24 protein-coding genes are annotated in these 25499 nt (G+C 71.0%); 9 read left to right on the forward strand and 15 right to left on the reverse strand.

Annotated elements, in window-relative coordinates:
* Positions 1-25: 25 nt before the first annotated feature.
* The gene (locus tag OG407_RS46940) at positions 26-316 is read right to left on the reverse strand and encodes a WhiB family transcriptional regulator (RefSeq protein WP_405867245.1); all 291 of its coding nucleotides are present in this window, start codon (positions 314-316) and stop codon (positions 26-28) included.
* 68 nt (positions 317-384) lie between these two features.
* Complete coding sequence (locus tag OG407_RS46945) at positions 385-852, reverse strand: DUF1003 domain-containing protein (protein WP_405868948.1); 468 nt, start codon at positions 850-852, stop codon at positions 385-387.
* A gap of 259 nt (positions 853-1111) precedes the next feature.
* Here OG407_RS46945 and OG407_RS46950 point away from each other — a divergent pair, with 259 nt between their 5' ends.
* The 3 genes from OG407_RS46950 to OG407_RS46960 all read left to right on the forward strand — a co-directional run bounded on the left by OG407_RS46950 (position 1112) and on the right by OG407_RS46960 (position 6012).
* Complete coding sequence (locus OG407_RS46950) at positions 1112-1576, forward strand: hypothetical protein (protein ID WP_329347970.1); 465 nt, start codon at positions 1112-1114, stop codon at positions 1574-1576.
* A 327-nt stretch (positions 1577-1903) separates the two neighbouring features.
* Positions 1904-4717 carry an AAA family ATPase gene (locus tag OG407_RS46955; RefSeq protein ID WP_405867247.1) on the forward strand — a complete coding sequence of 938 codons (2814 nt, stop codon included), beginning with the start codon at positions 1904-1906 and terminating at the stop codon, positions 4715-4717.
* Positions 4718-4773: 56 nt separating this feature from the next.
* Positions 4774-6012, forward strand: coding sequence for a PucR family transcriptional regulator (locus tag OG407_RS46960; protein WP_405867249.1), 1239 nt, complete (start codon positions 4774-4776; stop codon positions 6010-6012).
* On the opposite strand, the gene OG407_RS46965 is transcribed toward OG407_RS46960, so the two are convergent.
* Positions 6009-7004: a phospholipase D-like domain-containing protein gene (locus OG407_RS46965; protein ID WP_329347967.1), complete on the reverse strand. Its 996-nt coding sequence runs from the start codon at positions 7002-7004 to the stop codon at positions 6009-6011. The genes OG407_RS46960 and OG407_RS46965 overlap by 4 nt on opposite strands.
* A gap of 371 nt (positions 7005-7375) precedes the next feature.
* Here OG407_RS46965 and OG407_RS46970 point away from each other — a divergent pair, with 371 nt between their 5' ends.
* Both OG407_RS46970 and OG407_RS46975 read left to right on the forward strand, forming a co-directional pair.
* Entirely contained in the window at positions 7376-7918 is a 543-nt protein-coding gene (locus OG407_RS46970; protein WP_405867251.1) for an FABP family protein, read from the forward strand.
* Positions 7919-8075: 157 nt separating this feature from the next.
* Entirely contained in the window at positions 8076-9473 is a 1398-nt protein-coding gene (locus tag OG407_RS46975; RefSeq protein WP_329347965.1) for a condensation domain-containing protein, read from the forward strand.
* Between the two features lie 424 nt (positions 9474-9897).
* On the opposite strand, the gene OG407_RS46980 is transcribed toward OG407_RS46975, so the two are convergent.
* Positions 9898-10824: an ADP-ribosylglycohydrolase family protein gene (locus tag OG407_RS46980; protein WP_329347964.1), complete on the reverse strand. Its 927-nt coding sequence runs from the start codon at positions 10822-10824 to the stop codon at positions 9898-9900.
* 56 nt (positions 10825-10880) lie between these two features.
* Here OG407_RS46980 and OG407_RS46985 point away from each other — a divergent pair, with 56 nt between their 5' ends.
* Positions 10881-11417: an AAA family ATPase gene (locus OG407_RS46985; RefSeq protein ID WP_329347963.1), complete on the forward strand. Its 537-nt coding sequence runs from the start codon at positions 10881-10883 to the stop codon at positions 11415-11417.
* Here OG407_RS46985 and OG407_RS46990 read toward each other — a convergent pair.
* On the reverse strand, positions 11410-12495 hold the full coding sequence (locus OG407_RS46990; protein WP_405867254.1) for an MSMEG_0565 family glycosyltransferase: 1086 nt from the start codon (positions 12493-12495) through the stop codon (positions 11410-11412). The genes OG407_RS46985 and OG407_RS46990 overlap by 8 nt on opposite strands.
* On the reverse strand, positions 12492-13328 hold the full coding sequence (locus tag OG407_RS46995) for a carbon-nitrogen hydrolase family protein (RefSeq protein WP_266879008.1): 837 nt from the start codon (positions 13326-13328) through the stop codon (positions 12492-12494). The genes OG407_RS46990 and OG407_RS46995 overlap by 4 nt, the downstream gene beginning before the upstream one ends.
* A gap of 161 nt (positions 13329-13489) precedes the next feature.
* Here OG407_RS46995 and OG407_RS47000 point away from each other — a divergent pair, with 161 nt between their 5' ends.
* Positions 13490-14695 (forward strand): RNA-guided endonuclease InsQ/TnpB family protein, encoded by a 1206-nt coding sequence (locus OG407_RS47000; protein WP_405867257.1) that lies wholly within the window; start codon positions 13490-13492, stop codon positions 14693-14695.
* A gap of 13 nt (positions 14696-14708) precedes the next feature.
* Here OG407_RS47000 and OG407_RS47005 read toward each other — a convergent pair whose 3' ends face one another.
* The 8 genes from OG407_RS47005 to OG407_RS47040 all read right to left on the reverse strand — a co-directional run bounded on the left by OG407_RS47005 (position 14709) and on the right by OG407_RS47040 (position 21805).
* Positions 14709-15563 carry a carbon-nitrogen hydrolase family protein gene (locus OG407_RS47005; RefSeq protein ID WP_329347959.1) on the reverse strand — a complete coding sequence of 285 codons (855 nt, stop codon included), beginning with the start codon at positions 15561-15563 and terminating at the stop codon, positions 14709-14711.
* Positions 15560-17026 (reverse strand): MSMEG_0567/sll0787 family protein, encoded by a 1467-nt coding sequence (locus tag OG407_RS47010; protein WP_405867259.1) that lies wholly within the window; start codon positions 17024-17026, stop codon positions 15560-15562. Before OG407_RS47010 ends, OG407_RS47005 begins: the two co-directional genes overlap by 4 nt.
* Positions 16996-18102 (reverse strand): MSMEG_0568 family radical SAM protein, encoded by a 1107-nt coding sequence (locus OG407_RS47015; RefSeq protein WP_405867261.1) that lies wholly within the window; start codon positions 18100-18102, stop codon positions 16996-16998. The genes OG407_RS47010 and OG407_RS47015 overlap by 31 nt, the downstream gene beginning before the upstream one ends.
* A gap of 10 nt (positions 18103-18112) precedes the next feature.
* Complete coding sequence (locus OG407_RS47020) at positions 18113-18634, reverse strand: MSMEG_0572/Sll0783 family nitrogen starvation response protein (RefSeq protein WP_033279770.1); 522 nt, start codon at positions 18632-18634, stop codon at positions 18113-18115.
* Positions 18635-18682: 48 nt separating this feature from the next.
* Complete coding sequence (locus tag OG407_RS47025) at positions 18683-19498, reverse strand: amidohydrolase family protein (RefSeq protein ID WP_405867263.1); 816 nt, start codon at positions 19496-19498, stop codon at positions 18683-18685.
* Positions 19499-19550: 52 nt separating this feature from the next.
* A complete protein-coding gene (locus OG407_RS47030; protein WP_405867265.1) occupies positions 19551-20867 on the reverse strand; it encodes an MSMEG_0569 family flavin-dependent oxidoreductase in 1317 nt (438 codons plus the stop codon).
* Positions 20864-21169 (reverse strand): MSMEG_0570 family nitrogen starvation response protein, encoded by a 306-nt coding sequence (locus OG407_RS47035; RefSeq protein WP_329347954.1) that lies wholly within the window; start codon positions 21167-21169, stop codon positions 20864-20866. The genes OG407_RS47030 and OG407_RS47035 overlap by 4 nt, the downstream gene beginning before the upstream one ends.
* Positions 21170-21313: 144 nt before the next feature.
* The gene (locus OG407_RS47040; RefSeq protein WP_329347953.1) at positions 21314-21805 is read right to left on the reverse strand and encodes a hypothetical protein; all 492 of its coding nucleotides are present in this window, start codon (positions 21803-21805) and stop codon (positions 21314-21316) included.
* A gap of 195 nt (positions 21806-22000) precedes the next feature.
* On the opposite strand from OG407_RS47040, the gene OG407_RS47045 reads away from it, so the two are divergent.
* Positions 22001-24148 (forward strand): MMPL family transporter, encoded by a 2148-nt coding sequence (locus tag OG407_RS47045; protein WP_329347952.1) that lies wholly within the window; start codon positions 22001-22003, stop codon positions 24146-24148.
* Here the strand turns inward: OG407_RS47045 and OG407_RS47050 are convergent.
* Positions 24145-24609, reverse strand: coding sequence for an ATP-binding cassette domain-containing protein (locus OG407_RS47050; RefSeq protein WP_405867268.1), 465 nt, complete (start codon positions 24607-24609; stop codon positions 24145-24147). The two genes, OG407_RS47045 and OG407_RS47050, sit on opposite strands and share 4 nt — an antisense overlap.
* A gap of 47 nt (positions 24610-24656) precedes the next feature.
* Here OG407_RS47050 and OG407_RS47055 point away from each other — a divergent pair, with 47 nt between their 5' ends.
* A complete protein-coding gene (locus tag OG407_RS47055; protein ID WP_405867270.1) occupies positions 24657-25499 on the forward strand; it encodes a PucR family transcriptional regulator in 843 nt (280 codons plus the stop codon).

Genomic DNA, 25499 nt, shown 5'->3' on the forward strand with positions numbered 1-25499 from the left:
GAGCCCATCCGGCGTCGCTCCAGGGCTATGTACGCCTCCGCCTGGGCGCGCGGGGCGGTCGCTGGAGCGCGCTGCGTTCGCCCTCCGACAGGCCGCCCCACACGCCGTAGGACTCGGGGCCGTTCATCGCGATGCGGGCGCAGACCTCGATCACGGGGCAACTTCCGCAGACGGCCCGGGCCTGCTTCTCCCGCGCCCGTTTCGCGGTGCCGCGTTCGCCGGGCGGGGAGAAGAAGACGGAACTGTCCATGCCCCGGCACAGGGCGTGCTGCTGCCAGTCCCAGTAGGCGGCGAAAGGGCGGTGGCGAGGGATCATGACGCTTCCTCCCGGTGACGGGTCGATCCGGTGCGGATCATCGTCGTCGCCCGGGCTGCGTCATGGCTTCAGTCGATTGACCGATGGGCGGTCGGTATCGGCTCGGAGTCGTTCATTTTCGCCCGGTTCTGCGCCAGGAGTGTCCGGACGTCCTCCTCGACCTGCGCGGCGCTGATCCCGAGGACATGCCCCATGTGGGCCGACCACACCTCGGAGCGGATGTTGGTCTCGAAGTCCAGGTCGGCGCGGACCTTCTCGCGGATCGCCTGGCGGTTCTGGCTCACCATCACGAAGGTCGACAGGAAGATCGCCTCCAGGCTGACGATCATCGTGAGCAGTCCGAACGGGTACGGGTCCCAGACCGCGGAAGGGCCGAACAGCCCCTCGTTGAAGGTGATCCAGACCGCGAACCACAGCGCGTGGAGGTACACGAACCGCATGGTCCCGGCGAAGGTGGTGATCGCGTCCGCGATCCGGTCCTGGGTTCCCCGCATACGGGCGAGCACGGCCTGCTCGTTCGGCAGTCGTATGTCCAACCCATTGGTTCCAGGGGGCACGGGCACTCCTTGATCCGCTGCTCACGAGAGGTGTCCGTCAGCGTAGGGACGGGCCGGGCGCGTTCCTTGGGTCAAACGACTGCGGGCAAGGCCGTACCGCGCCGCTGTACGCCGTCCGTTGAGTCGATTGACGCAAGCGGGCCGGGGCGGCGCGAGGGAAGAGTGACGGGCAGTTGAGGCGTGTACCTCGGTACCTCGCGTCATCGAGCAGGACGTATCCGTCAAGGAAGGGATCACCATGTCGGACCCGACGCCGCAGAAGAACGCCACTTCGGACGGCCCCGCCGGCCGCCTCGCCGAGCTGTCCCAGAAGGCCCAGGATGCCCAGCGCACCGTGGCCGCGAGTGTCGCGGAGGACCGGCAGAAGCTGTCCGCCGCGGTGGCCGACGCCAAGGACAAGGCCGATCAGGGCGCGCAGCGGCTGCAGTCGAGCGGTCAGCGGGCCAAGGAGAACGTCACCGGAAGCTGGAACCAGGTACAGACCTCCTGGCAGGACCACGTGGGCGCGGTCCGCACCAAACTGGAGGACCGCAAGGCCGAACGCGACGCGAAGCGGCTGGGCCACGCCGCCGACGACGCCGAGGACTACGCGGCCGACGCGATCGAGTTCGCGATCGCGGCCGTGGAAGAGGCGGAGTACGCCACGCTGGACGCGCTGCTGGCGCGGGTCGAGGCGGACGAAGCGGCCGAGGCCGCGCAGTAGCCGTAGCCCTCTGACGCACCCGCGGGTGCGACGGCCGGCCGGACCGCCGGGGCAGCGGGTCGTGGGACACCCCTCACGGCCTGCTGCTTCTGACGGGTGGATACGGCGCGACATCGCCTCCCGCTCCGTCGTCGCGCGACGGTTCCGACGCGACGGCGAGGCGGCCGTGTGGGCGGTCACTGCCGTCGGCTCCGAATGCTGTGACCGGGAACATCGACCCCTGTCACTGGATCAGCGACGATCTTGTTGTGGAGGGAAGAGCACGCGCATTCCCTCACGCCGACTGGATATATTTCTTTAGGCAAGCAACTTGACGGAGGGAAGTCGGTGACCTCACGGCCTGGAGCGGACCTGGTCGGTCGCGCGGCCGAGTCGCGGCTGCTGGACGCGCTGTCGGCCGGGCGGGACGGGGACTGCCCCGGCCTGCTGCTGCGCGGCGGCCCGGGGGTGGGGAAGACCGCACTGCTGGACGCCGCCGCGGCACGGGCCGTAGCGGATGGAACGCGGGTACTGCGGTCCTCCGCCGTGGAGTTCGAGGCGGGGATGACCTACTCGGCGTTGCACCAGCTCCTCTATCCGCTGCGCCGGTACGCCGAACGGCTGGCCGGGCACCATCGTGATGTCGTCGAGCGGATCTTCGGTCTCGCGCCCGGACCGTCGCCGGATCCGTCGGCCGCCGGGACCGCGGTGCTCGCGCTGCTCGGTGAAGTCGCCGTCGAGCGGCCCGTGTTGATGGTCGCCGACGATGTGCCGTGGATCGACCGGGCCAGTGCGACCGCGCTGGGTTTCGTCGTCCGCAGGATCAGCGACCATCCGATCGTCTTCCTGGCCGCCGCGCGTTCCGGAGCGGAGAGCTTCTGTGACCAACTCGACCTGCCTGTACGGGAGATCGGGCCGTTGGCCGAGCCGGAGGCGGTCGAGTTACTGGACGGCCGGTGGCCCGAGCTGGGGCCGTCGGTACGGCGGCGGGTGCTGGCCGAGGCCGCGGGAAATCCGCTCGCGCTGCGGGAGTTGCCGAAGGAGCTGAGCGCCCGGCAGCGCTCGGGCCACCTCCCGCTCCCCGCGCTCCTGCCCCTGTCCGGGCGACTGGAGGCGGCCTTCGCCTCCGCCGTCGAGGGACTGCCCGCACCGACCCGAACAGCCCTTCTCATGGCCGCACTTGACGCCGGGGTCGGCCGGCCCGTGATCCGGCGGGCCGCGGGGGAGGCCGACGGCTTCGATGCCCTCGCCCCGGCTCGGCACGCCGACCTGATCCAGGTCGACGCACGCGTCGGCCGCATCATCTTCCGCCATCGGCTGACCCGCGCCGGGATCGTGCACCTGGCGTGCCCAGGCGAACGCCGCCGCGCCCACCTCGCCCTGGCCGCGGCCCTGACCGACGTACCCGAGCGCCGGGCCTGGCACCTGGCCGAGGCCGTGACCGGACCGGACGAGACGCTGGCCCGGGCGCTGGACGACGCGGCCCTGTCCGCCTGGCGGCGCGGCGAGCCAGGCGTCCGCGACCGGTGGCGGGGTGCCGCGTCCGCCGCCGTGGGCGCGCTCGTACGGGCCGGTGAACTCAGCCCGCACCCGGGCGACCGGTCCCGCCGACTGACCGAGGCCGCCTACTTCGCGACCTTCACCGGCCAACTCGACGACGTACCAAGGCTGTTGACCGATGCCGGACGGGCCGCCGACAGACCGACCGGACTCGCCTTCGCCGCCACCGCCCAGCTCCTCACCCACGACGAGGGTGACATCGATGCCGCCCACCGCCTCCTGACCCGGGCGCTCGACGGCAACACCGCCACCGCCACGGACGACGACTGGGAACACTGCGGCATCCTGTACGCGCTGCTGCTCGTCAGCGTCCACACCCACCGCCCCGAGCCGTGGCGGCTCCTCAGGACCGCGCTGGACCGGTTCGAACCGACCGCGATGACCCCGATCAGACTCTGCTACGAGGCGTACGTCCACCCCACCACCGCCTCCGACGCGTTGCGCAAGGGCCTCGCCGACGCCTTCGCGGAGCTGCCCGCCGACGCGGCACCCTGGGAACTGATCCCGCTGGCCTGCGCGGCGGTCGCGATGGACGCCCTGTCGGACCACCGGTACCTGGTCTCCCGCATGATCGAACGCGAACGCGACGGCGGCGCGATCGCCATGGCCGTCCCCGCGCTGATGCTGCTCTGCCACGACTCCTACGTCCACGGCCGCTGGGACGAGGCCGAGCGGCTGGCACAGGAGGGGCTGGAGCTGGCGGCGGCCCACGGCTACCGCTTCTGGGAACGGCAGATCCGGGCCCTGCTCGCGACGGGCGCGGCGGCGCGCGGCGACGGCGACCTCGCCCGGACCCGCAGCGAGGAGACCACGACCTGGGCCGCGCCCCGGGGCATCGAGGTGACGGAGGCCTACGCCCGCTCGGCCCGCCACCTCGCGGCCATGGGGCAGGGCGACTACGAGGAGGCCTACGTCCAAGTGGGCCGGATCGATCCCTCCGGCGCACCGAGTACCGGCATCCCGGGCCGGTGGCTGGTCCTGGACCTGGTCGAGGCGGCCGTCCGTACCGGCCGAACGGACGAGGCCCGCGAGCAGGTCGCCGCCGCGCGGACGGCGGGCATCCACCGGATCTCCTCACGCACCGCGCTGATCTGCGCCGGAGCCGAGGCCGTCGCCGCCGACGAGGACGACGCCGGGCCCCTGTTCGAGGCGGCCCTCGCCCTGCCCCACGCGGCCCGCTGGCCGTGGGAGCACGCGCGCGTCCAGCTCGCCTACGGACAGTGGCTGCGCCGCAGCCGCGACCACCACGCCCGCCGCTATCTGAGCGCCGCCCTCGAAACCTTCGACCGGATCGGCGCGCGGGCCATGGCACAGCGGGCCCGCAACGAACTGCGCGCCACCGGCGTCGTCACCCCCAGCGGGCCCGCCGCGCCGGCCGCCGCCCTGACCGTGCAGGAACGCCAGATCGCCGAGCTGGCCGCCGTGGGCCTCACCAACCGGCAGATCGGCGAGCGGCTGTTCCTCTCCCACCGCACGGTCGGCTCCCACCTGCACCGGCTCTACCCCAAACTCGGCATCACCTCACGCGCCGCGCTCCGCGCCGCCCTGGAGTCGATGTCACCCGGAGCCACGGCGCGGGCCACGGGTCCGGCGGTACCGTAGAAGAAGCCCCTCTGATCGGTAGAAGAAGCCCCTGTGACCGGTAGAACAAGCCCCCTGTGATCGGTGAGCCGGAGAAGACATTGGTCGACAAGGAGATCCGAGCCCTGGCGACCGTGCTGCTGGAACGCGTCGGGGAGCTGGCGAAGGAGATGGCGGCGCGGATCCGCGCCGGCTCACGGGAGTACCACTACGACGCCGTGCCCGAGGAGGACCTGGAGGAGGCCTGCCGGACCCACGTCGGCAACGCGCTCCAGGCACTCACCGGACAGGTACCGCTGGACACCGAGGCCGCCGCGGCCATCGGCCGCCGCCGCGCCCGGCAGAACGTGCCGCTGCCCACCGTGATGACGGCCTACCGCGTCGGCGTGAAGTACTTCTGGGAGTCGGTCGTCGCCGAGGCCACCACAACCGCCCTGGTCGGCAACGACGTTCTGGTCGCGGCCGCCACCGCCATGTGGGAGATCCAGGACGGCATCACCGAGGCCATGGTCACCGGATACCACGACGCCGTGGCCCAACGGCTGCTCGCCGGCGAGCAGGAACGCTCGGCGCTGGTGGAAGCCCTCCTGGAGGGCAGGAGCATGGACGCCGACGCCGTGTGGTCCGCCGCCGAGGTGCTGCGCGTGCCGCGCGGCGGACCGTTCACCGTGGTCGCCGCCGAGGTGCCGCAGATAGGCCGACAGGCCCTCCCGGACATCACGGACCTCCTGACCCGGCGCGGCATCCGCTCCGCCTGGCGGCTGCGCCCCGACCTCCAGCTCGGCATCGTGCACCTGCGCACCCCGCGCGATCTGCCCGACCTGGTCGAGGTGTTGCGGGACCAGGCGGAGCGACGCGTGGGCGTGAGCCCTTCCTACGACGACCTGTGCCGCACGGGCGACGCGCTGCGCTTCGCCAAGGTCGCGATGCGCGGCGGCGACGCGGAGAGCAGTGCCGTGACCGTCTTCGACGACTCACCCCTCGCGGTCGCGACAGCCGGCGCACCCGACGTCATGGCCCGTGTCGCCGCCAAGGTCCTCGGCCCCATCGAGGCCCTGCCCGCCGACGAACGCGCCCTGCTGCTCGACACGTTGGACGTCTGGTTCGACTGCGGCGGCTCCGCCGAGGAGGCCGCCAAACAGCTCTACGTCCACCCCAACACCGTACGCACCCGCCTGCGCCGCATCGCCGAACGCACCGGCCGCTCCCTGACCGACCCGCGCGGCATCACCGAACTCGCCCTCGCCCTGCGCGCCGTACGGCAGACTCCGAGGCCCCCGACCCCGGAGTCGACCGACGACACACGGAAGCCCTAGGCGGCGGTACCGCCCGCGTAGTCGCTCTTGAACGTGGTCTCGATGGTGGTGGCGACGGACTGGGCCACTCCCGTGCCGGTGAGGATGATGCCCAACTCCCGGTTGTTCGAGAGGGAGTTGCTGCTGATATTCATCGAACCCGCCTCCACCTCCTGGGTGGACAGGCCGTAGTCGGCGACCATCGCCTTGGCGTGGATGTAGAAGCCGTCGGGGTCCGAGTAGCCGACGACCGTGCCACCGGCCGCCTTGATCGCGGACACCTCGCTGGAGTAGTCGCCAGGGGTCTCCAGCACCACCCGCACGGTCACGCCCGCCTTCGCTCTGGCCACGATCGCGTTGACCACCGTGCTGTCGCTGAACTCCAGTTCCTCGACGTCCAGTGTCGTGGTGGCCGCGTTGATCACGGTGAGCAGCCGGCTGCGCGAGTCGGTGGGGGACCAGAGCAGGTGGTCGCCGTCGGTCGGGGTGATCGAGGTGCCGGCGTAGTCCGCGTTGAACACCTTCTCGATCGCGGCGACATCACGCGTGTCGTCGGTGAAGACGCCGTAGTCGCGGCCGGTCGAGTAGTACTGGGAGGTCAGATTGCCGGTCAGGACAAGCGACTTGGTGGCGTCCACGGTGATCGTCTTCTGGTGCGTGTAGACGAAGCTGGACGGCGACCACACCACACCCACGCCGGCGTTCGTCAGCGCCGTGTACGCCGAGCTGTTGGCTGACTGGTGCGCGCGGTCCAGGACCACCCGCACGGTGACGCCCTTGTTCTCCAGTGCGATCAGGTCGTTGACCGCGGTGGTGTCCTCCAGCTCGTACATCGTCATGTCGAGCGAGGAGGTGGCCGAGTTGATGAAGTCGTAGATGGTCGGCTGAGTGGTGCCGGCCTGCGAGAAGGCGAAGGCGGTGTACGTCGCGGCGTTGGCGGGGACAGCCGTGACGAAGAGGGTGGCGCCGGCTGCCAGCGCGACACCCGCGCGGCCGAGGAACGTCCTCAACATGCGTGACTCCTAGTCGAGTTGATGCCCACGTGGGGGGTGGCGGGCAGGTGCATGACACCACGCGCGTAGAACGGGGTGGAAGAGAACCCCGGTGAACTCACGATTACCCATCACGAGTGAGTCTGGGCAAAGGGGACTTCATGCAGGTGGGGGGTGGTTCACGGGGTTCCCGCGAGTTAGCAAAAACTTGGTAGTCGGCGGCTTGGGCGGCGCCCCAAAGGGGCGCGGGGAACTGCGCGCCCAGCCACGATGGCGCGCCACTGGAACGACGGCATATCGGGGCACTTCGCGCTGGGCTCTTCGCGCGGGGTACTTCGCGCGGAGCGCTTAGGCTGCGCCCCGACACCCACACCGATCCCAGGAGCCCACCCGTGTCCAACCCCTCACCGAAGCACCCGTACCCCGACGCCCACCACCCGGACGAGAAACCCGCCCCCCACCCCCTGCTCACCCCCGTACTCGCCCTCCTGGGCCACTGGCACGGCCAAGGCGAAGGCGAATACCCCACCCTGGACGGCGACTTCACCTACGCCCAGGACATCACCTTCAGCCACGACGGCCGCCCCTTCCTGCGCTACGAGGCCCGCGCCTGGATCCTCGACGCCGAAGGCGCACCGCTGCGCCCGGCCGCCCGCGAGAGCGGCTGGTGGCGCCTGCAACCCGACGCCCGGATCGAGGCCCTCATCACCCAACCCACCGGCATCGCCGAGATCCTCGTCGGAACCGCCGCCGACGGCACGGTCGACCTCGCCACCCACGAGGTCGCCCTCACCCCCACCGCCAAGAAGGTCACCGCCACCCGCCGCCGCTACACCCTCACCGACGCCGCCACACTCACCTTCACCCACGACCTGGAAGCCGTAGGACAACCGCTGCAACACCACCTCGCGGCGCGGCTCCACCGCACGGGCTGAAATGAACTGATCAGCAAGCCGGTTCACAGCGTTGCTTTCCGAATATCCGATCGTTGATCTCCCATGCAGTGAGCGGTGCCCGAGCGGCATGGAGGCGTGGATCGACAGTGGTGCCCGGCGGCCTCCCGTGGGCAGGCGAACGGAGAGCCCTGTGCGCATGAGTGACCTTCAGCGGTGCGAGATCCGACCCGGACGACTCGTCGAGTGGACGCTGCACCCGGCGGCCGTAGGAGCGGCGCGGGCGCTCCCGGACGACGCGCGGCCACCGGCGTACGTGCAGGAGTCCCACATCCGTACGGCGCGTTCGGTACGCGAGGACGGGCTGTTCGTGCCGACCTGGCTCGGCACCGCGTTCGACATGCCGGGACGGATCGAACTGGACGTGCTCCAGGGCGCGTTGCGTTCCTGGATGCTGCGGCACGAGACGCTGCGCAGCGGCTTCCGGTGGGCCGGTGACGAGATGCGCCGCTTCACCCTGGACGCCGACGCCGTTGCCCTGCACCGCGAGGACGTGGGGGAGTTCGCGGACGCGGTGACGCTGACCCGGTACCTGCAGGACCGTTTCGATGTGACGGCGGACGCGCTCACCTGGCCGAACTTCCTCTTCGCGGCGGTCGTCCGCGACGACGGCACGAGCGTCTACCTGGCGTTCGACCACAGCAACGTCGACGCCTACTCGCTGCACCGCATCGCGGGCGAGGTCCACGAGCTGTACGAGGCCGGCCTCGCCGGGAGAGCCGTCGAGTCGGCGCCCGTCGCCAGCTACATCGACTTCTGCGCGGGAGAGCGCACCGACGCCGACCAGATCGACGACACGCACACCGTCGTTGCCCGCTGGCGCGAGTTCATCGCCCGCTGCGACGGCAAGCTGCCGAACTTCCCCGTCGACCTAGGCCTCGACCCCGAAGGACCGCTGCCCACCCAGAAGTTCCTCCAGGAGATGCTCGTCGACGACACGGACGCGGCGGCCTTCGAGGCGTACTGCCGTCCCTACGGCGGCAGCCTCGTCGGCATCCTGGCGGCCGTCGCCCTCGCCGCCCGTGAGATCAGCGGCCTCGACGTGTACCGCACCGTCGTCCCCTTCCACACCCGCGCCAAGTCCCGCTGGGCGGACTCGGTCGGCTGGTACGTGGGCGGCGCTCCGATCGAGATCCCCGTGCAGCACGCCACGGACTTCGACCACGCCCTGCGCATGGTCCGCGCCACCCTCCGCGAGAACCGCCCGCTGGCCCGCATGCCCATCGCCCGCGTCCTGCGCCTGCTGGGCGCCGACTTCCGGCCCACGTCCCCCGACCTGTACTCGATCGTCTCCTACGTCGACTCGCGCGCCCTGCCCGGTTCGGAGCGCTGGCAGGAGCTGAAGGCGTACGGACTGATCCGGGTGTCGTACGGCGACCAGGTGTGCGCGTGGGTGACCCGGGTCCACGAGGGCCTGCAGTTCGCGTGCCGCATCCCGGACAACGTCATCGCGGACAAGAACATGCGGCTGTGCATGGAGCTGCTGCGGGAGCGTGTCGTCGCGGTGGCCCGGCAGACGTCGGCCGTGCGTCTCTGACCCCTCGTTGTGCCTTGCTAACCCCTCGCCGTAAGGCTGGCAGACCATTCCCGTACGGCGGTCAGCCCCTGCCATCCGGCCGGCGAGGCCGAATCCGACCTGGGGCACGTGTGCCGACCGGCGCGCGTGCCTCATGTGCGTTCACGGCAGTTGAGCTACCGGTCGAACCTGCCTACGACAGCGACGCGGGCGTAGGTTCGGGAGGCCGGCCGGCGTCCGCGACGCGTGGCGGGATCTCGTCGGACCCTGTCACCACACCCTCGGGACGTCGTCGTCGACGGCGACCGCATCACCTGGAAGCAGGCGGTCACCAAGCCGTTGCGCCTGAACCTGACCTTCGCGGTCACCGTCGAGGGCGACGCCCTCACCGGCACTTCGAAAGCCGGTCGCCTGCCGGCCTCCAAGGTCACCGGTCAACGCCGGGTCACTGGGACGGATCGACCTGCTCGGCCCAGCCGCTCCACGTCGGGATCGCCTCGCGCGCCTCCCGCCACGCGGACGGGATGCCGCCCGTCCCGGTGCGGGCCGCGACGACACCTCCGGCGATCGCGCAGGTCGTGTCCCGGTCGCCCCACCCGGCGACGGTCTGCCACAACGCCTCGGCCAGATCGTCCAGTTGACCCGCGGCGGACCAGAGGGCGAACGGCACGGTGTCCGGAGCGGAGATCAGCGTCCCCGATCCCAGCACGGAGGCCGCGTGCCGCACGGAGGTCCGCCCGGAGAAGTTCGCGGCGACCAGCAGGCCGGAGCGGACATCGCTCTCCGGCACGTGCGAGGCGACCTCGCGCAGGAACTCGGCGCGTGGCGCGGCCAGTTGACCCGCACCGGCGGCAGCCAGCGCGGCGGCGACCGCCACGGCGATTGCCCCCGCTACGGCCTCCGGGTGAGCGTGGGTGGTCAGCGCGGACAGCCGGGCCTGCTCGGCGGCGGCCTTCAGGTCATCCCGGAACCAGGCCCCCAGCGGCGCGACCCGCATCGCGGCACCGTTGCCGTAGGACCCCTGTCCGCCGAACTGGCCGGTGGTGACCGCCTGCCAGTCCTCGCCGTCGCCGATGCGGCGCAGGACGCTGTGCATGGACGGGCCGTACCCCCGATTCGGGTCCCGCTCGTACTGTGCGGCGAACTCCCGTGCCAGTGCGTCCGGTTGGACCTCGCCATGGGCCACCAGGTGGGCGAACAGGACGAACGCCATGGCCGAGTCGTCCGTCCACAACCACGGCACGGGGCGCAGCTCCCGTGCCGCCCACAACTCCTCGGCGGGCTCGTCGGACCGCGTGAACCAGCCGTCGCCGAAGGCGTCCCCCATCACCAGCCCGTCGAGGGAGGCGTGGGCGTGGTGCGGACTGCTCATGGCGGGGCTCCTGTTAATGATCGGCGGGCACCGCACATCGTAGTTAGGGTGCGTGGATGGAGCGGATCTTGGTGGTCGGGGTGACAGGCGCGGGCAAGTCGACGCTCGCACGGGCCGTGGGCGAGCGACTCGGAGTGCCGCACCACGAGATGGACGCCCTCTACTTCACCGGCCCCGACTGGACCGTCAACGAAGCCCTGACCGCCGACGTCCTGCGCCTCACCTCCGAACCCCGCTGGATCATCGACTCGATCGGCTCGCCCGAAGTCCGCGATGTGCTCTGGGAGAAGGCCGACACGGTGATCTGGCTGGACTACGCGAGACGCGTGATCATGCCGCGCGTCCTGCGCCGCTCCGTGAGACGCACGGTCACCCGCGAAAGCATCTTCGGCGGCAACAGGGAGACCTGGGCAGGCTGGTTGAGCCGCGAACACCCGGTCTGGTGGGCCTGGGCCCAACACACGAGCCGACGCCGCGAGATCGAACGCCGGATCAGCGATCCCCGCTTCGCACCGCTCACCACACACAGGTTCGCCCGCCCCGACGACACGATGGCCTGGCTGACGACCTTGGTGCCCCTGCTGCCTACGTAGGACGGCCTAGCGAGCGGTAGAAGTCGAGGTGGCTGTGCGCTGCCGCGTCCCAGGTGTGGCGGGCGGCGAGGGCACGTCCGGCGGCGGCGCGGGTCGGGTCCTGCGTCGCGAGGGCGTATACGAGTTCGGTGGCCAAGTCCCGTGGTGTGGTGGCGAATTGAGCGGCTCCGCCGAACACCTCACGCAGCACGGGCAGATCCCGCACGACCAACGGAACACCTGCCGCCAACGCCTCCATCGCGGCGAGACCGAAGCCCTCCTTGAGAGACGGGAACGCGAACGCGTCCGCCGCAGCGACCAGCGATGGCAGCTCGTCCTCTCCGACCTGCCCCAACACCACTGGTTCTACGGCGAGTTCGGCCGCCCGCGCCTCCCAACTCGCCCGGTAGTCGCGGTAGTCGAAGAGCGTCTCGCCGCCCGCGATCACCAGGCGGACGTCGGGACGGGCGGTGCGCAGCAGGGCGTAGGCCTCCAGGAGGTCCAGCGAGCCCTTGCGGGGTTCGATGCCGCCGACGGTGAGGACGTACGGGCCGAGGCGGGAGCGCCAACTCGCCCGCGCGGCAGGGTCGGTGGCGGCGAAACGGTCGTAGGCCACGCCGTTGGGGATGACCTGCGCCTCGATGTCCCAGCCGGCGGCCAACTCCCGGGCGACGGCTCCCGATACGCAGATGTGCGCGTACGGCTCGACGATCGCGCGCTCGTGGCAGGCGGCCAGTTCGGGGGTGGTGAAGTGGTCGAGGTGGTGGACCGTGCGGACGCAGGGGCCGGCCGCGTTGGCGCTGATGCAGTCCTGGGCGTGGACGACGTCGTAGGGAGTGGCGTCGAAGGCGGAGCGGAGGGTGGCGATGGAGCGCAGGATGCGTTCGCCGACGGTCTCTGTGGGCGGGCCGTCGGGGAACGGGACGATCTGGAGCCGTACCGCCGGGTTCACCGGGCGGAAGAAGCCCGCGTCGCCGCCCCGGCCCAGGGTCCACACCGTGACGTCCTCGCCCAGTGCCGCGAGGGCCTCCGCGAGGGCGAGGGTGTGGACGACCCCGCCGCGCGGCTTGGTGGAGTAGCTGAGCAGGGCGATCTTCACGTACGGGACTCCCGGTAGGCGTCGGGGCGGCGTTCGTCGAGGTGGCGCAGGACGCGGCGGGCCCGGTCGGTCTCGGCGGCGACGTCGATCTCGGCGACGGCGAGCCCGGCCTTGGACCAGGTGCGGGCGAGGATGTCGCCGCCCGGGCCGACCACCTTGGCCTGGCCGAGGAAGCGCATGCCGCCCATGGCGCCGGTCTGGTTGGAGGAGGCCAGGACGACCTGGTTCTCGGCGGCGCGCGACTGGTCGTACAGGTCGAAGAGGCGGGCCTGGCGGTCCTGGGCCATGCGGGGGGCGCGGTTGGTGATGCTGGTGGGCCAGGCGGAGAGGCAGGCGAGGATCTCGGCGCCGTCCAGGGCCAGCGAACGGGCCGACTCGGGGAAGGTCTTGTCGTAGTCGATGAGCATGCCGAGGCGGCCGACCGGGGTGTCGAAGGCGTCGAAGCGGTCCCCTGCCGTGTACGCGGCGACCTCACCGGCCGGGAGATGGACCTTGCGGTGCCGGCCGAGGACGCCGTCGCCGCTGACGCACACGGCGGCGTTGTAACGCTCGGTCCCGCCGTCCTCGCAATAGCCCACGCACACCACCATCTCGGCCGCCAGGCGGGCGACTTGGAGGATCAGCGGGTCGTCCGGCTTGAGGGCCGGGGGCAGTGTCTGCGGGTCGGGGTGGCGCAGGTCGGCGAGGTAGCCGCCGAGCGTGGCGTCGGGCAGCACCAGCAGTCCGGCGCCGTTGCCGCGGGCGTCGTCGATGAGTTTGGCGACGCGGGCCAGGTCGAACTCCAGGTCGCGGCCGAAGTGGGCGGCCGCGGCCGCGATCCGGATGGTGCTCATCGGGGCTCTCCTTCGTGGACACCCCCGGCCTCGGCCGGGGGAGGAAGCGAAGCTCCTGCGAAGCTGGGCAGGAGAAGCTGGTTCGCCGTCAGGGCGGACCGGTGTGCACCGTCCACCGGCCGACACCCGCCGCTCACACGGGGGTTGATACGGTGTGAGGTATGGCGCGGCAGGTCAAGCGGGCGTTCAAGTACCGCTTTTACCCTACGAACGAGCAGGCAGCTGAGTTGTCGCGCACGTTCGGCTGCGTCCGCCTCGTCTACAACAAGGCGCTGGAAGAGCGCACCCGGGCCTGGTACGGGGAGCAGCGCCGCGTTTCCTACGTCCAGTCGTCGGCCGAGCTGACTCAGTGGAAGAAGACCGGGGAGTTCGCGTTCCTGGCGGAGGTGTCCTCGGTCCCGCTCCAGCAGGCGCTGCGGCATCTTCAGACGGCGTTCGGGAACTTCTTCGCCCAGCGTGCGAAGTATCCGCGCTTCAAGTCCCGGAAGAAGTCGCGGGCGTCGGCCGAGTACACGCGCAGCGCCTTCACGTGGCGCGACGGACAGCTGATTCTGGCGAAGATGTCCGGTGCGCTGGACATCCGCTGGTCGCGTCCCCTCCCGGAGGGCAGCGAGCCGACCACGGCGACAGTGTCCCGCGACGCGGCGGGCCGCTGGTTCGTGTCCCTGCTGTGCGAGGACACCATCGCCCCGGCCGCCGCCACCACAGCGGCCGTCGGCCTGGACGCCGGCATCACGTCCCTCGTGACCCTGTCCACTGGGGAGAAGGTCACCAATCCCCGGCACGAGCGCCGTGACCGCGCTCGTCTCGCGAAGGCGCAGCGGGAACTGTCCCGCAAGGCCAGGGGCTCGGCGAACCGGGAGAAGGCCCGCCGCAAGGTCGCCCGCGTGCATGCGCGGATCGCCGACCGGCGCCGCGACCACTTGCACAAGCTGTCGACTCGTCTCGTCCGTGAGAACCAAACGGTCGTGATCGAGGACCTCACCGTCCGTAACCTGCTCAAGAACGGCACGCTGGCGCGCGCCATCTCCGATACGTCGTGGACGCAACTCCGGTCGATGCTGGAGTACAAGTGCGCCTGGTACGGCCGCGAACTCGTCGTGATCGACCGCTGGTTCCCCAGCAGCAAGCTGTGCGGAACCTGCGGCACGGTCGCGGCGAAGATGCCGCTGACCGTTCGCACGTGGACGTGCGCCTGCGGCGCCGTACATGACCGCGACATCAACGCGGCCCGCAACATCAAGGCGGCCGGGCTGGCCGTCTCGGCCTGTGGAGACGGTGTAAGACCTCAAGGGAGTACTCCTGGCGGGCAGTCGTCGGTGAAGCAGGAACCCCCGCGGGCGACCGCTGGAATTCCCCGCCTTTAGGCGGGGGAGGAAGTCAAGCGGTGACTGCTCCCGGGGCTGGTCCGTAGGTCTCGGGCCGCCGGTCGCGCAGGTGTCCCATCGACCGGCGGGCGGTCTCCAGGGCCTGTGCGACGTCGAGTTCGGCGACGGCGATGCCGGCCGTCACGCCCGTGTCGGCGAGGATCTCACCGCCCGGGTCGACGACCTTGGCACTGCCGACGAAGCGTAGCGACCCGAACGTGCCCGCCTGGTTCGCGGACAGCCACACGATCTGGTTCTCCAGCGCGCGGGCCCGGTCGAACAGGTCGAAACGCCGCTTCCAGCGGTCCTGTTCGAGATCGGCGCTCGCCTTGGTGCGAGCGCCCGGCCAGGCCGACACGCACACCCCGATCTCGGCGCCGTCCAGCGCGAGGGCCCGCGCCGACTCCGGGAACGCCTTGTCGTAGCAGATCATCATCCCGAGCCGGCCGACCGGTGTGTCGAAGGCGTGGAAACGGTCGCCCGAGGCGTAACTCGCATCTTCGCTGAGGGGTTGGTGGACCTTGCGGTGGTTGCCGAGGACGCCGTCGCCTGTCACGCAGACGACGCTGTTGTACTGCCGCCCGTCCCCTGCGGCCTCGCAGTATCCCGCTACGACCGTCAACTCCCCGGCGAGGGCGGCCAGTCGGCGGATCTCCGGGCCGTCGAGGGCGAGTGCGGGCGGGCCCTCGTCCAACTCGCTGTCGTCGTCCAGGCTGAGCAGATAGCCGCCCAGGCAGGCCTCCGGGAGTGCGAGGAGTCGTACGCCCTGTTCCCCGGCCTCCTTGATGAGCCGTTCGGCGATCGCGAAGTCCTCTTCCAGGTCGCGGCCGAACTCGGCGGCCACGGCCGCCATCCGCAGCGTGCTCATGCCGTCCCCATTCCGGTCACCTCGGAGGCGACCGCCTCGGTGATCTCTCCGTCGGGCCAGCGCAGCCCGACCCCTTGCCCGGCGGTCAACTCCCCGCACACGGCGCCCGTCGCGGGCCCGGCGGGCAGCGCCGGCGCGTGCGGCTCGTCGGCGGTCAGCATTGCGAAGCCGGGGAAGCAGGTCAGCCAGTCGCCCATCGAGGCGTTCGTCGGACGTGGCACTTCGGCCACGTCGAGCACCGCACCGCAGCCGCTCGCCTCGGCCAGCATCCCCAGCGTGCCGGCGATCCCGGCCATCGACACGTCCTTCGCGGCGGCCGGTCGCGCGGCGGCCACCGCCCTTGCCATCGTGCGCAGTTCGTCCGTGCGACGCCGGGTGGTCGAGTCCCACTGGCGGCCCCGGTATCCCGCGCGCCAGTCGCCGCCGAGGTCGGCCGTGAGCCGTACGGCGTGCCCCGGGCGTCCGCCGCCGCCGGGCACGGGTCGGTCGGTGCGGCCGAGTGCGGTCACCGACAGGGCGGCGGGGACGCCGAGTTGGGTGTGACCGCCGAGCACCGGGACGCCGTAGGCCCGTGCGGCCTCGGTCAGTCCGGCGAGGATCAGCGCGGCGTGCGCCGCATCGCGTGCGCCCACCGCGTCCAGGAGTCCGACCGGTGAAGCGCCCATCGCGGCAAGGTCGTTGACGTTCACGAGGACCGCGCACCAGCCCGCCCACTCGGGGTCCCGCTCGACCATCGACGGCACGATCGCGTCGCACGCGGCGATCACATCGGTGCCGGGGACGGGCGCGCCGTCGTCGCCGACGAAGCCGGGCGGGGCGGGGAGTTCGGCGAGCAGTGGGCCCAACGCGGCCTTCGTGGCAGCGACTTGGGCCGCGATCCGCGCGATGGGCCAGCGCATCAGGACGTGTGGCGTACCGGCGACCTCCGTGGCCCGCACCGGCCGCCAGCCGAGGCGGCGGAAGAGGACCTCGTTGCGGGCCTGTACGGTCGCGTCGAACCGCAGGACGCCCTCCGCCTCGGCGCGTGCGCAGGCCGCCCGGACCAGCGCCGCGCCGATTCCGTGCGGGCCGCGTGCCTGTGGGGCGACGACCAGCCGGCCGCCCTGCCACCAGCCGAGGTCGGGACCGTCGTCGACCGGGCCCAGCCGCACCCCGCCGATCACGCCGCCGTCCGGGGCCCGGGCGACCAGGACGACGGTACGGGCGTCGGCGTCACGGTCGTCGAGGTCGTCGCCGGTGAAGAGTCCCTGTTCGTGGACGAAGGTCTCCGTGCGCAGCCGTCGGTAGGCGGCCAACTCGGCTTTGTCGGCGGCCTGTTCGATGTGGAACGCGGGGCGGCGGTCGAGGGTGCTCCGGTCGCCCAGCAGCGCCAGGATGTCGACCGGCCCGTCCGTCACGAGGGGTGCCGTGGAGCCGTCGAGGTACACGGCCATCACCCGCCCGCCGACTGCAGGACACTGCACGCGCCGCAGGCCGCGCAGCCCGCCTTCTGGTCGGCGCCGCTCATCCCGGCGGCGCGCAGCCTGGCCGCGACGCGCTCGGTGACGTAGGTCAGGAGTTCGGCGCTGGGTGCCGGGATGCCGTCGCGGGCGGCGAGCGTGCCGGCCATCGGGCGGAACGGGACGACGAACGGGTAGACGCCTCGGTCGATCAACTCGCCCGCGCCCGCGATGAGTTCGTCCGGGTTCTCGCCGAGTCCGACGAGCAGGTAGGTGGAGACGCGGTTCGGGCCGAAGACCCGTACCGCCTCGTCCCAGGCGGCCTCGTACTCGGCCATGGGGACGGTCGACTTGCCCGGCATCCAGCGCCGCCGGACCTCCTCGTCGAGGGACTCGACATGGAGGCCGATCGTGGTGGCCCCGGCGTCGTGCAGGGCGCGGATCCAGGCGAGGTCGCCGGGTGGTTCGCACTGCACCTGGACGGGGAGGCCGGGGACGGCGTCGAGTACGGCGCGTACGGAGCGGACGAGATTGCGCGCGCCCCGGTCGGGGCCGGTCGTCGTGCCCGTGGTCATGACCATCTGCCTGACGCCGTCCAACCGCACCGCCGCTTCGGCGACTTCGGCGAGCTGCGCCGGTGTCTTGGCGGCGACCGTCGCGCCCGAACGCAGGGACTCCTCGATGGTGCAGAAGCGGCAGCGGTCCGACTCGGCGTAGCGGATGCAGGTCTGGACGACGGTGGTGGCGAGGACGTCGGCGCCGTGGAGGCGGGCGATGTGCTCGTAGGGTGTGCCGTCGGTGGTGGTGAGGTCGTAGAACTTCGGGCGGTCCACGGCGGTCAACGTGAGCCCGGTGTCCGTGAGTTGTCCGTCCTCGTCGCCGAGCCACACCTTGCCGTCGCGGACGCGGTAGGGGCTGGCCGGGTTGGTGGGCAGTGCGGCGTTGGCACCGTCGACGAGGACGTGACCGTCGCCGCTCGGACCCGCGCCGTCGGGCCGCCGTACGGGGGCGTCCAACGCGACGCCGTGCAGGGCGAGTTCGGCGCGGGTCAGGATGCGCACATCCACCGCCGTACTCGTCGATTCGGTGCCAACGCTCACAGCGGCCCCCTTACAGCTGGTAGGTGGAGTTGATGATGGCGCCCTTGCGCGCGTAGTGGATCAGCGCGTCCTGGACGTCCAGCGGGTGGGTCGGGATGACACCCTCGATGAGGTCCTCCTCGCGGGCACCGTGCAGGGACAGGCCGAAGCGGCAGCAGAAGACCTTGCCGCCCTCGGCGATGAACGTCTTGAGCTGGTTGTTGATGTTGTGCTCGCCGGGGAAGGCCGAGTTGCCGGTGGTCGGGAAGCCGCGCGTGGCAAGGCAGTTGAGGGAGCCGGGGCCGTAGAAGTAGATGGCCGTCTCGAAGCCCTTGCGCAGGGCGCGGGTCGCCTGGAGTACGGCGACGAAGGAGACCGAGGACTCGTGGGCGATGCCGTGGACGAGCGTGAAGTACGTCTCGCCGTCCTCGGCCTTGTAGTCGGGGAACACCTTGGTGGCGCCGTAGATGCTGGTGCCGTCGGGGAGGGACGGGTGGGGGATCTCGTTGAGGGACTGCTGCTCGATCTCGCTGAGTTCGACGGTTTCGGACATGGCTGTCTCCTTGTGCGTACCGGACTTGAGACTTGAGAGGGGAGTCGGTCAGTCGTAGAGCGCGGCGAACGTGTCCCGGAAGACCAGGTCGCCGAGTTCGCCGCCGCCGGTCGCTTCGGCGAGGCGGGCGTACTCGCCCGTGAAGTCGCCCCACGGCTGGTCGCTGGCGAAGAGCACCCGGTCGTGGCCGATACCGCGGCGCTCGATCTCCCGGGCCAGCCAGCGGGGAGTGAAACCGATGGCCCAGGAGAGGTCGGTGTAGACGTGCTTGCCGGCGGTGATCCAGTCGAAGAACCGGGAACCGGCGAGCTTGATGTGGCCGCTCATCCCGCCGCCGAAGTGCACGAGATGGACGGGGACTTGATCGGCGTACCAGTCGACCAGGTGGCCGACCTCGTCGATGTCGGAGGCGGCACCGGGGGAGGTGTGGACGTGCACCACCAGCCCGTGCCGGGCCGCCTCGGCGAAGATTCGGTCCAGGTGGGGGCGGCAGGCCGGGTCGGTCGGCCGCCCGCCGAGCAGGAAGCTCAGCTTGAGCGCCTTCACATTCCGCTCGCCCGCCAACTCCAGTGCCTGGGCGGTGCGTTGCTCATCTTCGGGGCGCGGGGAGACCCAGAGCCCGGCGCGGATACGGTCGTCGGTCTGGGCGGCCTCGATCGCCAACTCGTTGAAGGAGAAGGCGATCGCGGGGTCCGGGACGCCGTAGTTCGGGATGACCAGGGCACGTTCGGTGCCCTCCGCGTCCAGGTCGGCGATGAGCTGCTTGACGGTGGCGCGGGCGGTGGTGTCGGGGTTGACCGGCGGGCCGCCGTAGAAGGGGTAGGCGGGGAGGACGCCGATGTGGCGGTGTGCGTCGTAGACCATGAGTGTCGTCCCGTTCCTCGTCCTTGTCCTCTTCTTCTCCTCGTCCTCTTCCTCAGCCGATGGGGAGGGCGGAGACGAGGTCGGTGGGGGCGCCGGTGAGGGTGCCGCAGACGTCGGCCAGGCGGCGGGATGCCTCGATGTGGTTCGCGAGGAACTCCGCGTCCCTGCCCACCGCTTCGAAGCGTCCCGAACCCCATGAGTGCTGCCAGGGCAGGCCGAGGAAGTACAGGCCGGGGACGCTGGTGGCGCCGCGCCAGTGCATCGGGTAGCCGCGGCCGTCGAACACGGGTGCCTCTATCCAGCGGTGGTCGCGGCGGAACCCGGTCGACCAGACGACGGACGTGATGTCGGCCTGGGCCAGGTCGAGTTCGCGGGGCTGGTCGTCCGGCTCCCACACGGGAACGTAGCGGGGTTCGTCCGGTGCGGTGATGCCCTGGGCGGTGATGTGGGCGTCGATGGCGTCCTTGATGCCCTCGGCCACGGCGTCCGCGTGGTCGAGGTTCATCTTGAGGTCGTCGGCGAACTCCACTGCCGTACCGGTGACTTCGGTGAGCCGGCCGTACAGCCGCATGCCGTCGCGGGCGAAGGCGCGCAGGTCGATGTCGCGGCCTCCGCCGCGTCCGGTGACGTAGTGGTTGACGCGCATCCGGACCGCGCCGGCGTCGTCGAAGTCGTCGATGCTCTTCGCGTAGTGGCCCATCTCGTCGAGCCACGCCACGCAGTCACGGCCGCGGTAGAAGCGGGCGACACGCGGGGCGCTGCCTACGGCCAGGTGCACCTGGCGTCCGGCGAGGTGCAGGTCCTCGGCGATCTGGCAGCCGGACTGGCCGGTGCCGACCACCAGGACGGCGCCCGGGGGGAGTTGGGCCGCGTTGCGGTAGCGGGAGGAGTGGACCTGGGTGAGGGAGTCGGGCAGGCGCTGGGCCATCGGGGGGAGCGAGGCGGTGTGGTACGGGCCCGTTGCTATCACCACCTGGTCGGCGGTGAAGTCCCCGCCGGTGGTGGCGAGTTCGAAGACCCCGCTCGGGGAACGCCGCAGCCGGGTGACCGTCACGCCCTCGACGAGCGGCGGGCGGAAGTGGGCGACGTAGCCCTCCAGGTACCGCACGATGTCGTCGCGCACCATGAAGCCGTCGGGATCGTCACCCTGGTAGGGGTAACCGGGCAGCCTGCACTGCCAGTTGGGGGTCACCAGACAGAACGAGTCCCAGCGGCGCTCGCGCCACTCGTGTCCGACCCGGTGGGCCTCGATCACGACGTGGTCGATGCCGCGTTCGCGCAGCTCGTGGCTGACGGACAGTCCCGCCTGGCCGCCGCCCACCACGGCCACCGAGTAGTGCGCGCCGGCCAGCCGTACCGCCGGGCTCATCGGGGGCTCCCGTCGGCACCGGTGAGGGCCTCGACCGTGACCTTGGCCCCGCTGACGTCTGCGTATGCCGCGGCTGTCCGCTCTATTCGGGCGAGTTGGTCGGAGGCGCCGGTGCAGAAGAAGCCGAACTTCTCCCGTACCCGCTCCCCGGCGATACCGAGCGCCGTACGGCTGCGCTCGACGAATTCGGCGAGCTCGTATGCGGAGCCCGGAGTGAAGTAGTCCTCGACTATCGTGGAGGGTGAATAGCAGCGCTGGATCAGTCCGTCGGGCCAGCGCACATCGAAATACATCTCGGGCATGACATCCTCCATGCCGCGCGCCGAGGTCTTGCCACCTCGCCGCTCTCCATGGCGACAAACTTCGGCCCTGGGGATTTCCGAACGAAGTCATCGGGAACAAAGGGGAGTTGCGAAAACCTCACCGCGACTCGGGGGCGATGTCAGCTATTTGTCATCGCCCGTTGACGTCTCGGCGGACGGCCAATGGGCGAGCGAGATCATCCCCATCACCCGGCGTATCAGGTAGAAGGCCAGCGGCAGTTCGACGAACAGTGCCAACGCCGCCGACCACCAGACCTCCGACGTGCCGAAGGCGAGGGACACGTCGAACCACGCGTCGCAGATCAGCAGTACCGACGTGGTGAGCGCCGCCAGGATGACGGCGCGGTTCCGGCGCCAGCCGAGCAGCGCGGTGGACGCCATCGCGACCACGAGCAGGACGTCGAATCCGACCCAGGTCAGGCGCCACTGGTGGACCTCGTACCCGGACGGCAGTGTCGTCGCCAGCAGGACCGTCCACGGGACGAGCCCCACGGCGCAGACGGTGAGCAGTTCCAGGGTGTGACGCCGGTGTCGGCGTACCCGCTCCAGCACGTCGGGCGTCGGAGTAGGGGCCTCGACCCGGTTGCGGGTGTCGGCGTTTATCGCGTCGCTCACCTCGACTGCTCCGTTCTCAGACGTCCGACGGTGATCCAGTAGGGCAACGCCCCCTTCGGCGTCATTTCTTCCCGAGGGCGGCGGGTGCGGATTTCACGCCTCCGGATCGCCGTAAATCGGATGGATCCCTCCAATAGCGGAGGAAGAGAGCGGCGGACTAGACTCGCGCAACCAACGATCCGGGGAAGGTCCGGCATGCGACGGTGGGCGGAATTCGTTCTTCGGCATCGCAAGGCGGTAGTGGCGTTCTGGGGTCTGGTGCTGGTCGCCGGCATCCTGCTCGCCGGTCGCACCACGGACCGGCTGACGATCGACTTCTCCCTGCCGGGCCAGCCCGGCACCGTGACCGCGCACAAGATCGAGGACGCCTTCGGCAGCGGCGGCGACACCAACCCCTATCTGGTCGCGGTCACCCTGCCGGCCGGGCAGACGATCACCGGTCACGAGACGGACGTCGGGAAGGTGTTCACGGCCGTGGGCACGGCGGTACCGGGCGTGCGGCTCATCGACGAGGCGAACACCGGGGACAAGGCCTTCCGGACGAAGGACGACCGCACCGCCTACGCGCTGGTCTTCTACCGGTTCAACCCGTCACCCAGCCAGAAACCGCTGACCGACCCGATCCGCGCGGCGGCGGAGAAGGCCCAGCCGGCGGGCGCGGTGATCGGGGTGACCGGCGAGGACCCCCTGGCCTCCGGTGGCGACGACGGGGGCGGACCCGGGGTGCTCGGCGAGACGCTCCTAGGCGCCGTCGGCGCACTCGCGGTCCTCGCCTTCGTGTTCGCCTCCTTCCTGGCCCTGCTGCCGCTGCTCGTGGCCGCGGTGTCGATCCTCGCGACCTTCGTGATGCTGCTGCCGCTCACCTACGCCACCGACGTGTCGTTCATCGTGCAGTTCCTGGTCGCCCTGATCGGCCTGGGCGTGGCGATCGACTACTCGCTGCTGTTCGTCACCCGCTGGCGCGAGGAGCGCGACCGCGGCCGGGACAACCACGAGGCGGTCGTGGTCGCGATGCAGCACGCCGGACACGCGATCGTGTTCAGCGGCGTCACGGTCGCCATCGGCCTGCTCTCCCTGGTCGTCCTGCCCGTCCCGTTCCTGCGCAGCATGGGCTACGGCGGCGCACTCATCCCGCTCGCGAGCGTGCTGACGACGCTCACCCTGACCCCCGCGATCCTGGGCGGCATCGGACCCAAGGTCGACTGGCCGAAGATCCGGCACGAGAACCGGGCGAGCCGCTTCTGGAGCCGCTGGACCGCCGCTGTCGTACGCCGCCGCTGGATCGCGGCCGCCGCCGCGCTGGCCGCGCTCGCGGCCCTGGTCGGTGTCTTCCTCGGCATCAAGATCGGCCTCGCCTCCTCGGAGTCGCTGGCCAAGAGCGGCCCGGCCTACGACACCCTGCGGACCCTGGAGCGCGGTGGCGTCCCGACCGGCGCGCTGACCCCGATGGAGGTACTGGTCAGCACCGACCAGGCGAAACCTGTCGCCGCCGAGCTGGCCAAGGTCGACGGTGTGACCAGCGTGCTCGTGCCGACCGGGCCCGCGGGCAACCGGGGCGGGCAGAGCATCGTCGTCGTCATCCCGGACACCGAGACGGTGAACTCGAAGAGCGTCGACGTGGTCAGACGGGTCAAGACCGCCACCGAGCATCTGCCCGGCGTCGTCGGTGTCGCGGGCGTCGGCGCGGCACAGATCGACTTCCTGCACGCCGTCTACGGCAACTTCCCGCTGATGCTCACGATCATCGCGCTGCTGACGTACGTCCTGCTCGTGCGCGCCTTCCGCTCGCTGCTGCTGCCGTTGAAGGCGGTGCTGCTCAACCTGATCTCGCTGGCGGCGACACTGGGCCTGATGGTGCTGTTCTGGCAGGACGGCCACGGCTCGAACACGCTCTTCGGTATCGCCGCGACCGGGGCCGTCACGTTCTGGATCCCGATCATGATCTTCGCGTTCCTGTTCGGACTGTCCATGGACTACGAGGTGTTCATCCTCTCCCGCATCCGGGAGGAGTACGACGCCGGCCTCTCGACCGACGACGCGGTCGTCGAGGGCATCGGCCGCACCGGCCGACTCGTCACCAGCGCCGCACTCATCCTCTTCCTCGCCTTCGCCGCGCTGGCCTCGGGACCGGGCACCGATCTCAAGACGCTGGCGACCGGCCTGGGCATCGGCATCCTGCTCGACGCGACCATCGTGCGGATGCTCCTCGTCCCCTCCCTCGTCTCCCTGTTCGGCGGCTGGAACTGGCACCTGCCCGCCTGGGCGGCCCGCCCACTGCGCGTGGCGCCGTCCAGCCCGCACCCGGAACCGTCCGGGCCGGCGCCGACAGCACCGGCGGGCTAGGCCCTCCTCGTCCAAGACCCCCGGCCGAAGCGGAACGGCGTGAGCACGTCGGGGCGTACGTAGGCGGCGAGATGGTGCCCGGTGACGGGCCCCAGGGTGACGCGAGCATGCCGTGCCCCGTCGCCGCGAAGGCGTTGTCGTGCCCGGGGACGCGGTCGATGACCGGGAGGGAGCCCGTCGGGCCGGAGCGCCAACGCGCGGGCGATGGCGACGCGTTGCTGCTCACCGCCGGAGAGCCGGTCGGGCAGTGCGAGGCCGCGGTGAGCGCCCCCGACCCGGCGCAGCAGAGTGACGGCCCGCTCCAGGGCCTCCGACTCCGGTACACCGGCCTTGCGTTGGGCGACCATGATGTTCTCCACGGCCGTGAGATGGGGGAAGAGGTTGAAGCGCTGGAAGACCATGCCGACCGTGCGGCGCAGTCCCGGCAGGTCGCGGCAGACGATGCGGCCGTCGCGGTGCACCACCTCCCCGGCGACGCCAGACGGAGATCCTGCTCCGGGAGTCCGTGATGCTGCGCTCCCGGCTGCTCGCCGAACGGGCCGCCGAGAAAATCCTCACCGACATCGCGTCCTACGACCCCCAGGTCGTCGAGGGCGACTTCCTCGTGTTCCGCGCCGCCGAACTCGGCTTCGACCTGCGCCTACGGCGGGTCGCCGTCGCCTTCGAGGTGAGCGTGCCCCGCCCGGCGCCCCGCCGCCAGGGCGGCACCCAGACCCGGGACATGGCCCTGGTCCGCTCCGAACTGCTGCGCACCGTGGGGGAGATCTTCGCCGACCCCCAGGACATCGTCGCCGCCACCGCACCCGGCTGGATCGGCGTCCTGCACCGGCTCCCCGCCGGATGCTCCACGCCCTCCCTCGTGGCCGACTGCCGACGGGTCACCGATCTCCTCGCCGCCCAGGACGGGCTCGTCGCCCGCGCCGGGATCGGTGAACCCGCCACCTCCGTCGGCGGGTTGCACGACTCCTACCAGGACGCGTGCGACGCGCTGCGGCTCGGTGTCCGGTTCGCCGACACCGACCCCGTCCATCTGATCACCGACCTGCGGGTCCACCAGGTGGTGACGGCGGTGAGCCAGGCGGCCCGCAACCGCCTGCTGGACCTCACGGCCACCGAACTGCGCGCCCAGCCGGACTGGCCGGCCCTCCGCGACACGGTGACCGCCTGGTGCGAGAGCGGGTTCAACCTCGTCCGTACCGCCGAGGTCCTGCACATCCACCGGAACACCGTCGTCTACCGGATGAACAAGATCGAGCAGATCACCGGCCGCTCCCTGCGGGAGTACCGGACGGCCATGGCGCTCTATCTCGCGTGCCTGGCCGACCGGTTGGGTGGTGGAACGGTCCGCTGA

The organism is Streptomyces sp. NBC_01515 (assembly GCF_045040345.1).
In the GTDB taxonomy this organism is placed as follows: Bacteria; Actinomycetota; Actinomycetes; order Streptomycetales; family Streptomycetaceae; genus Streptomyces.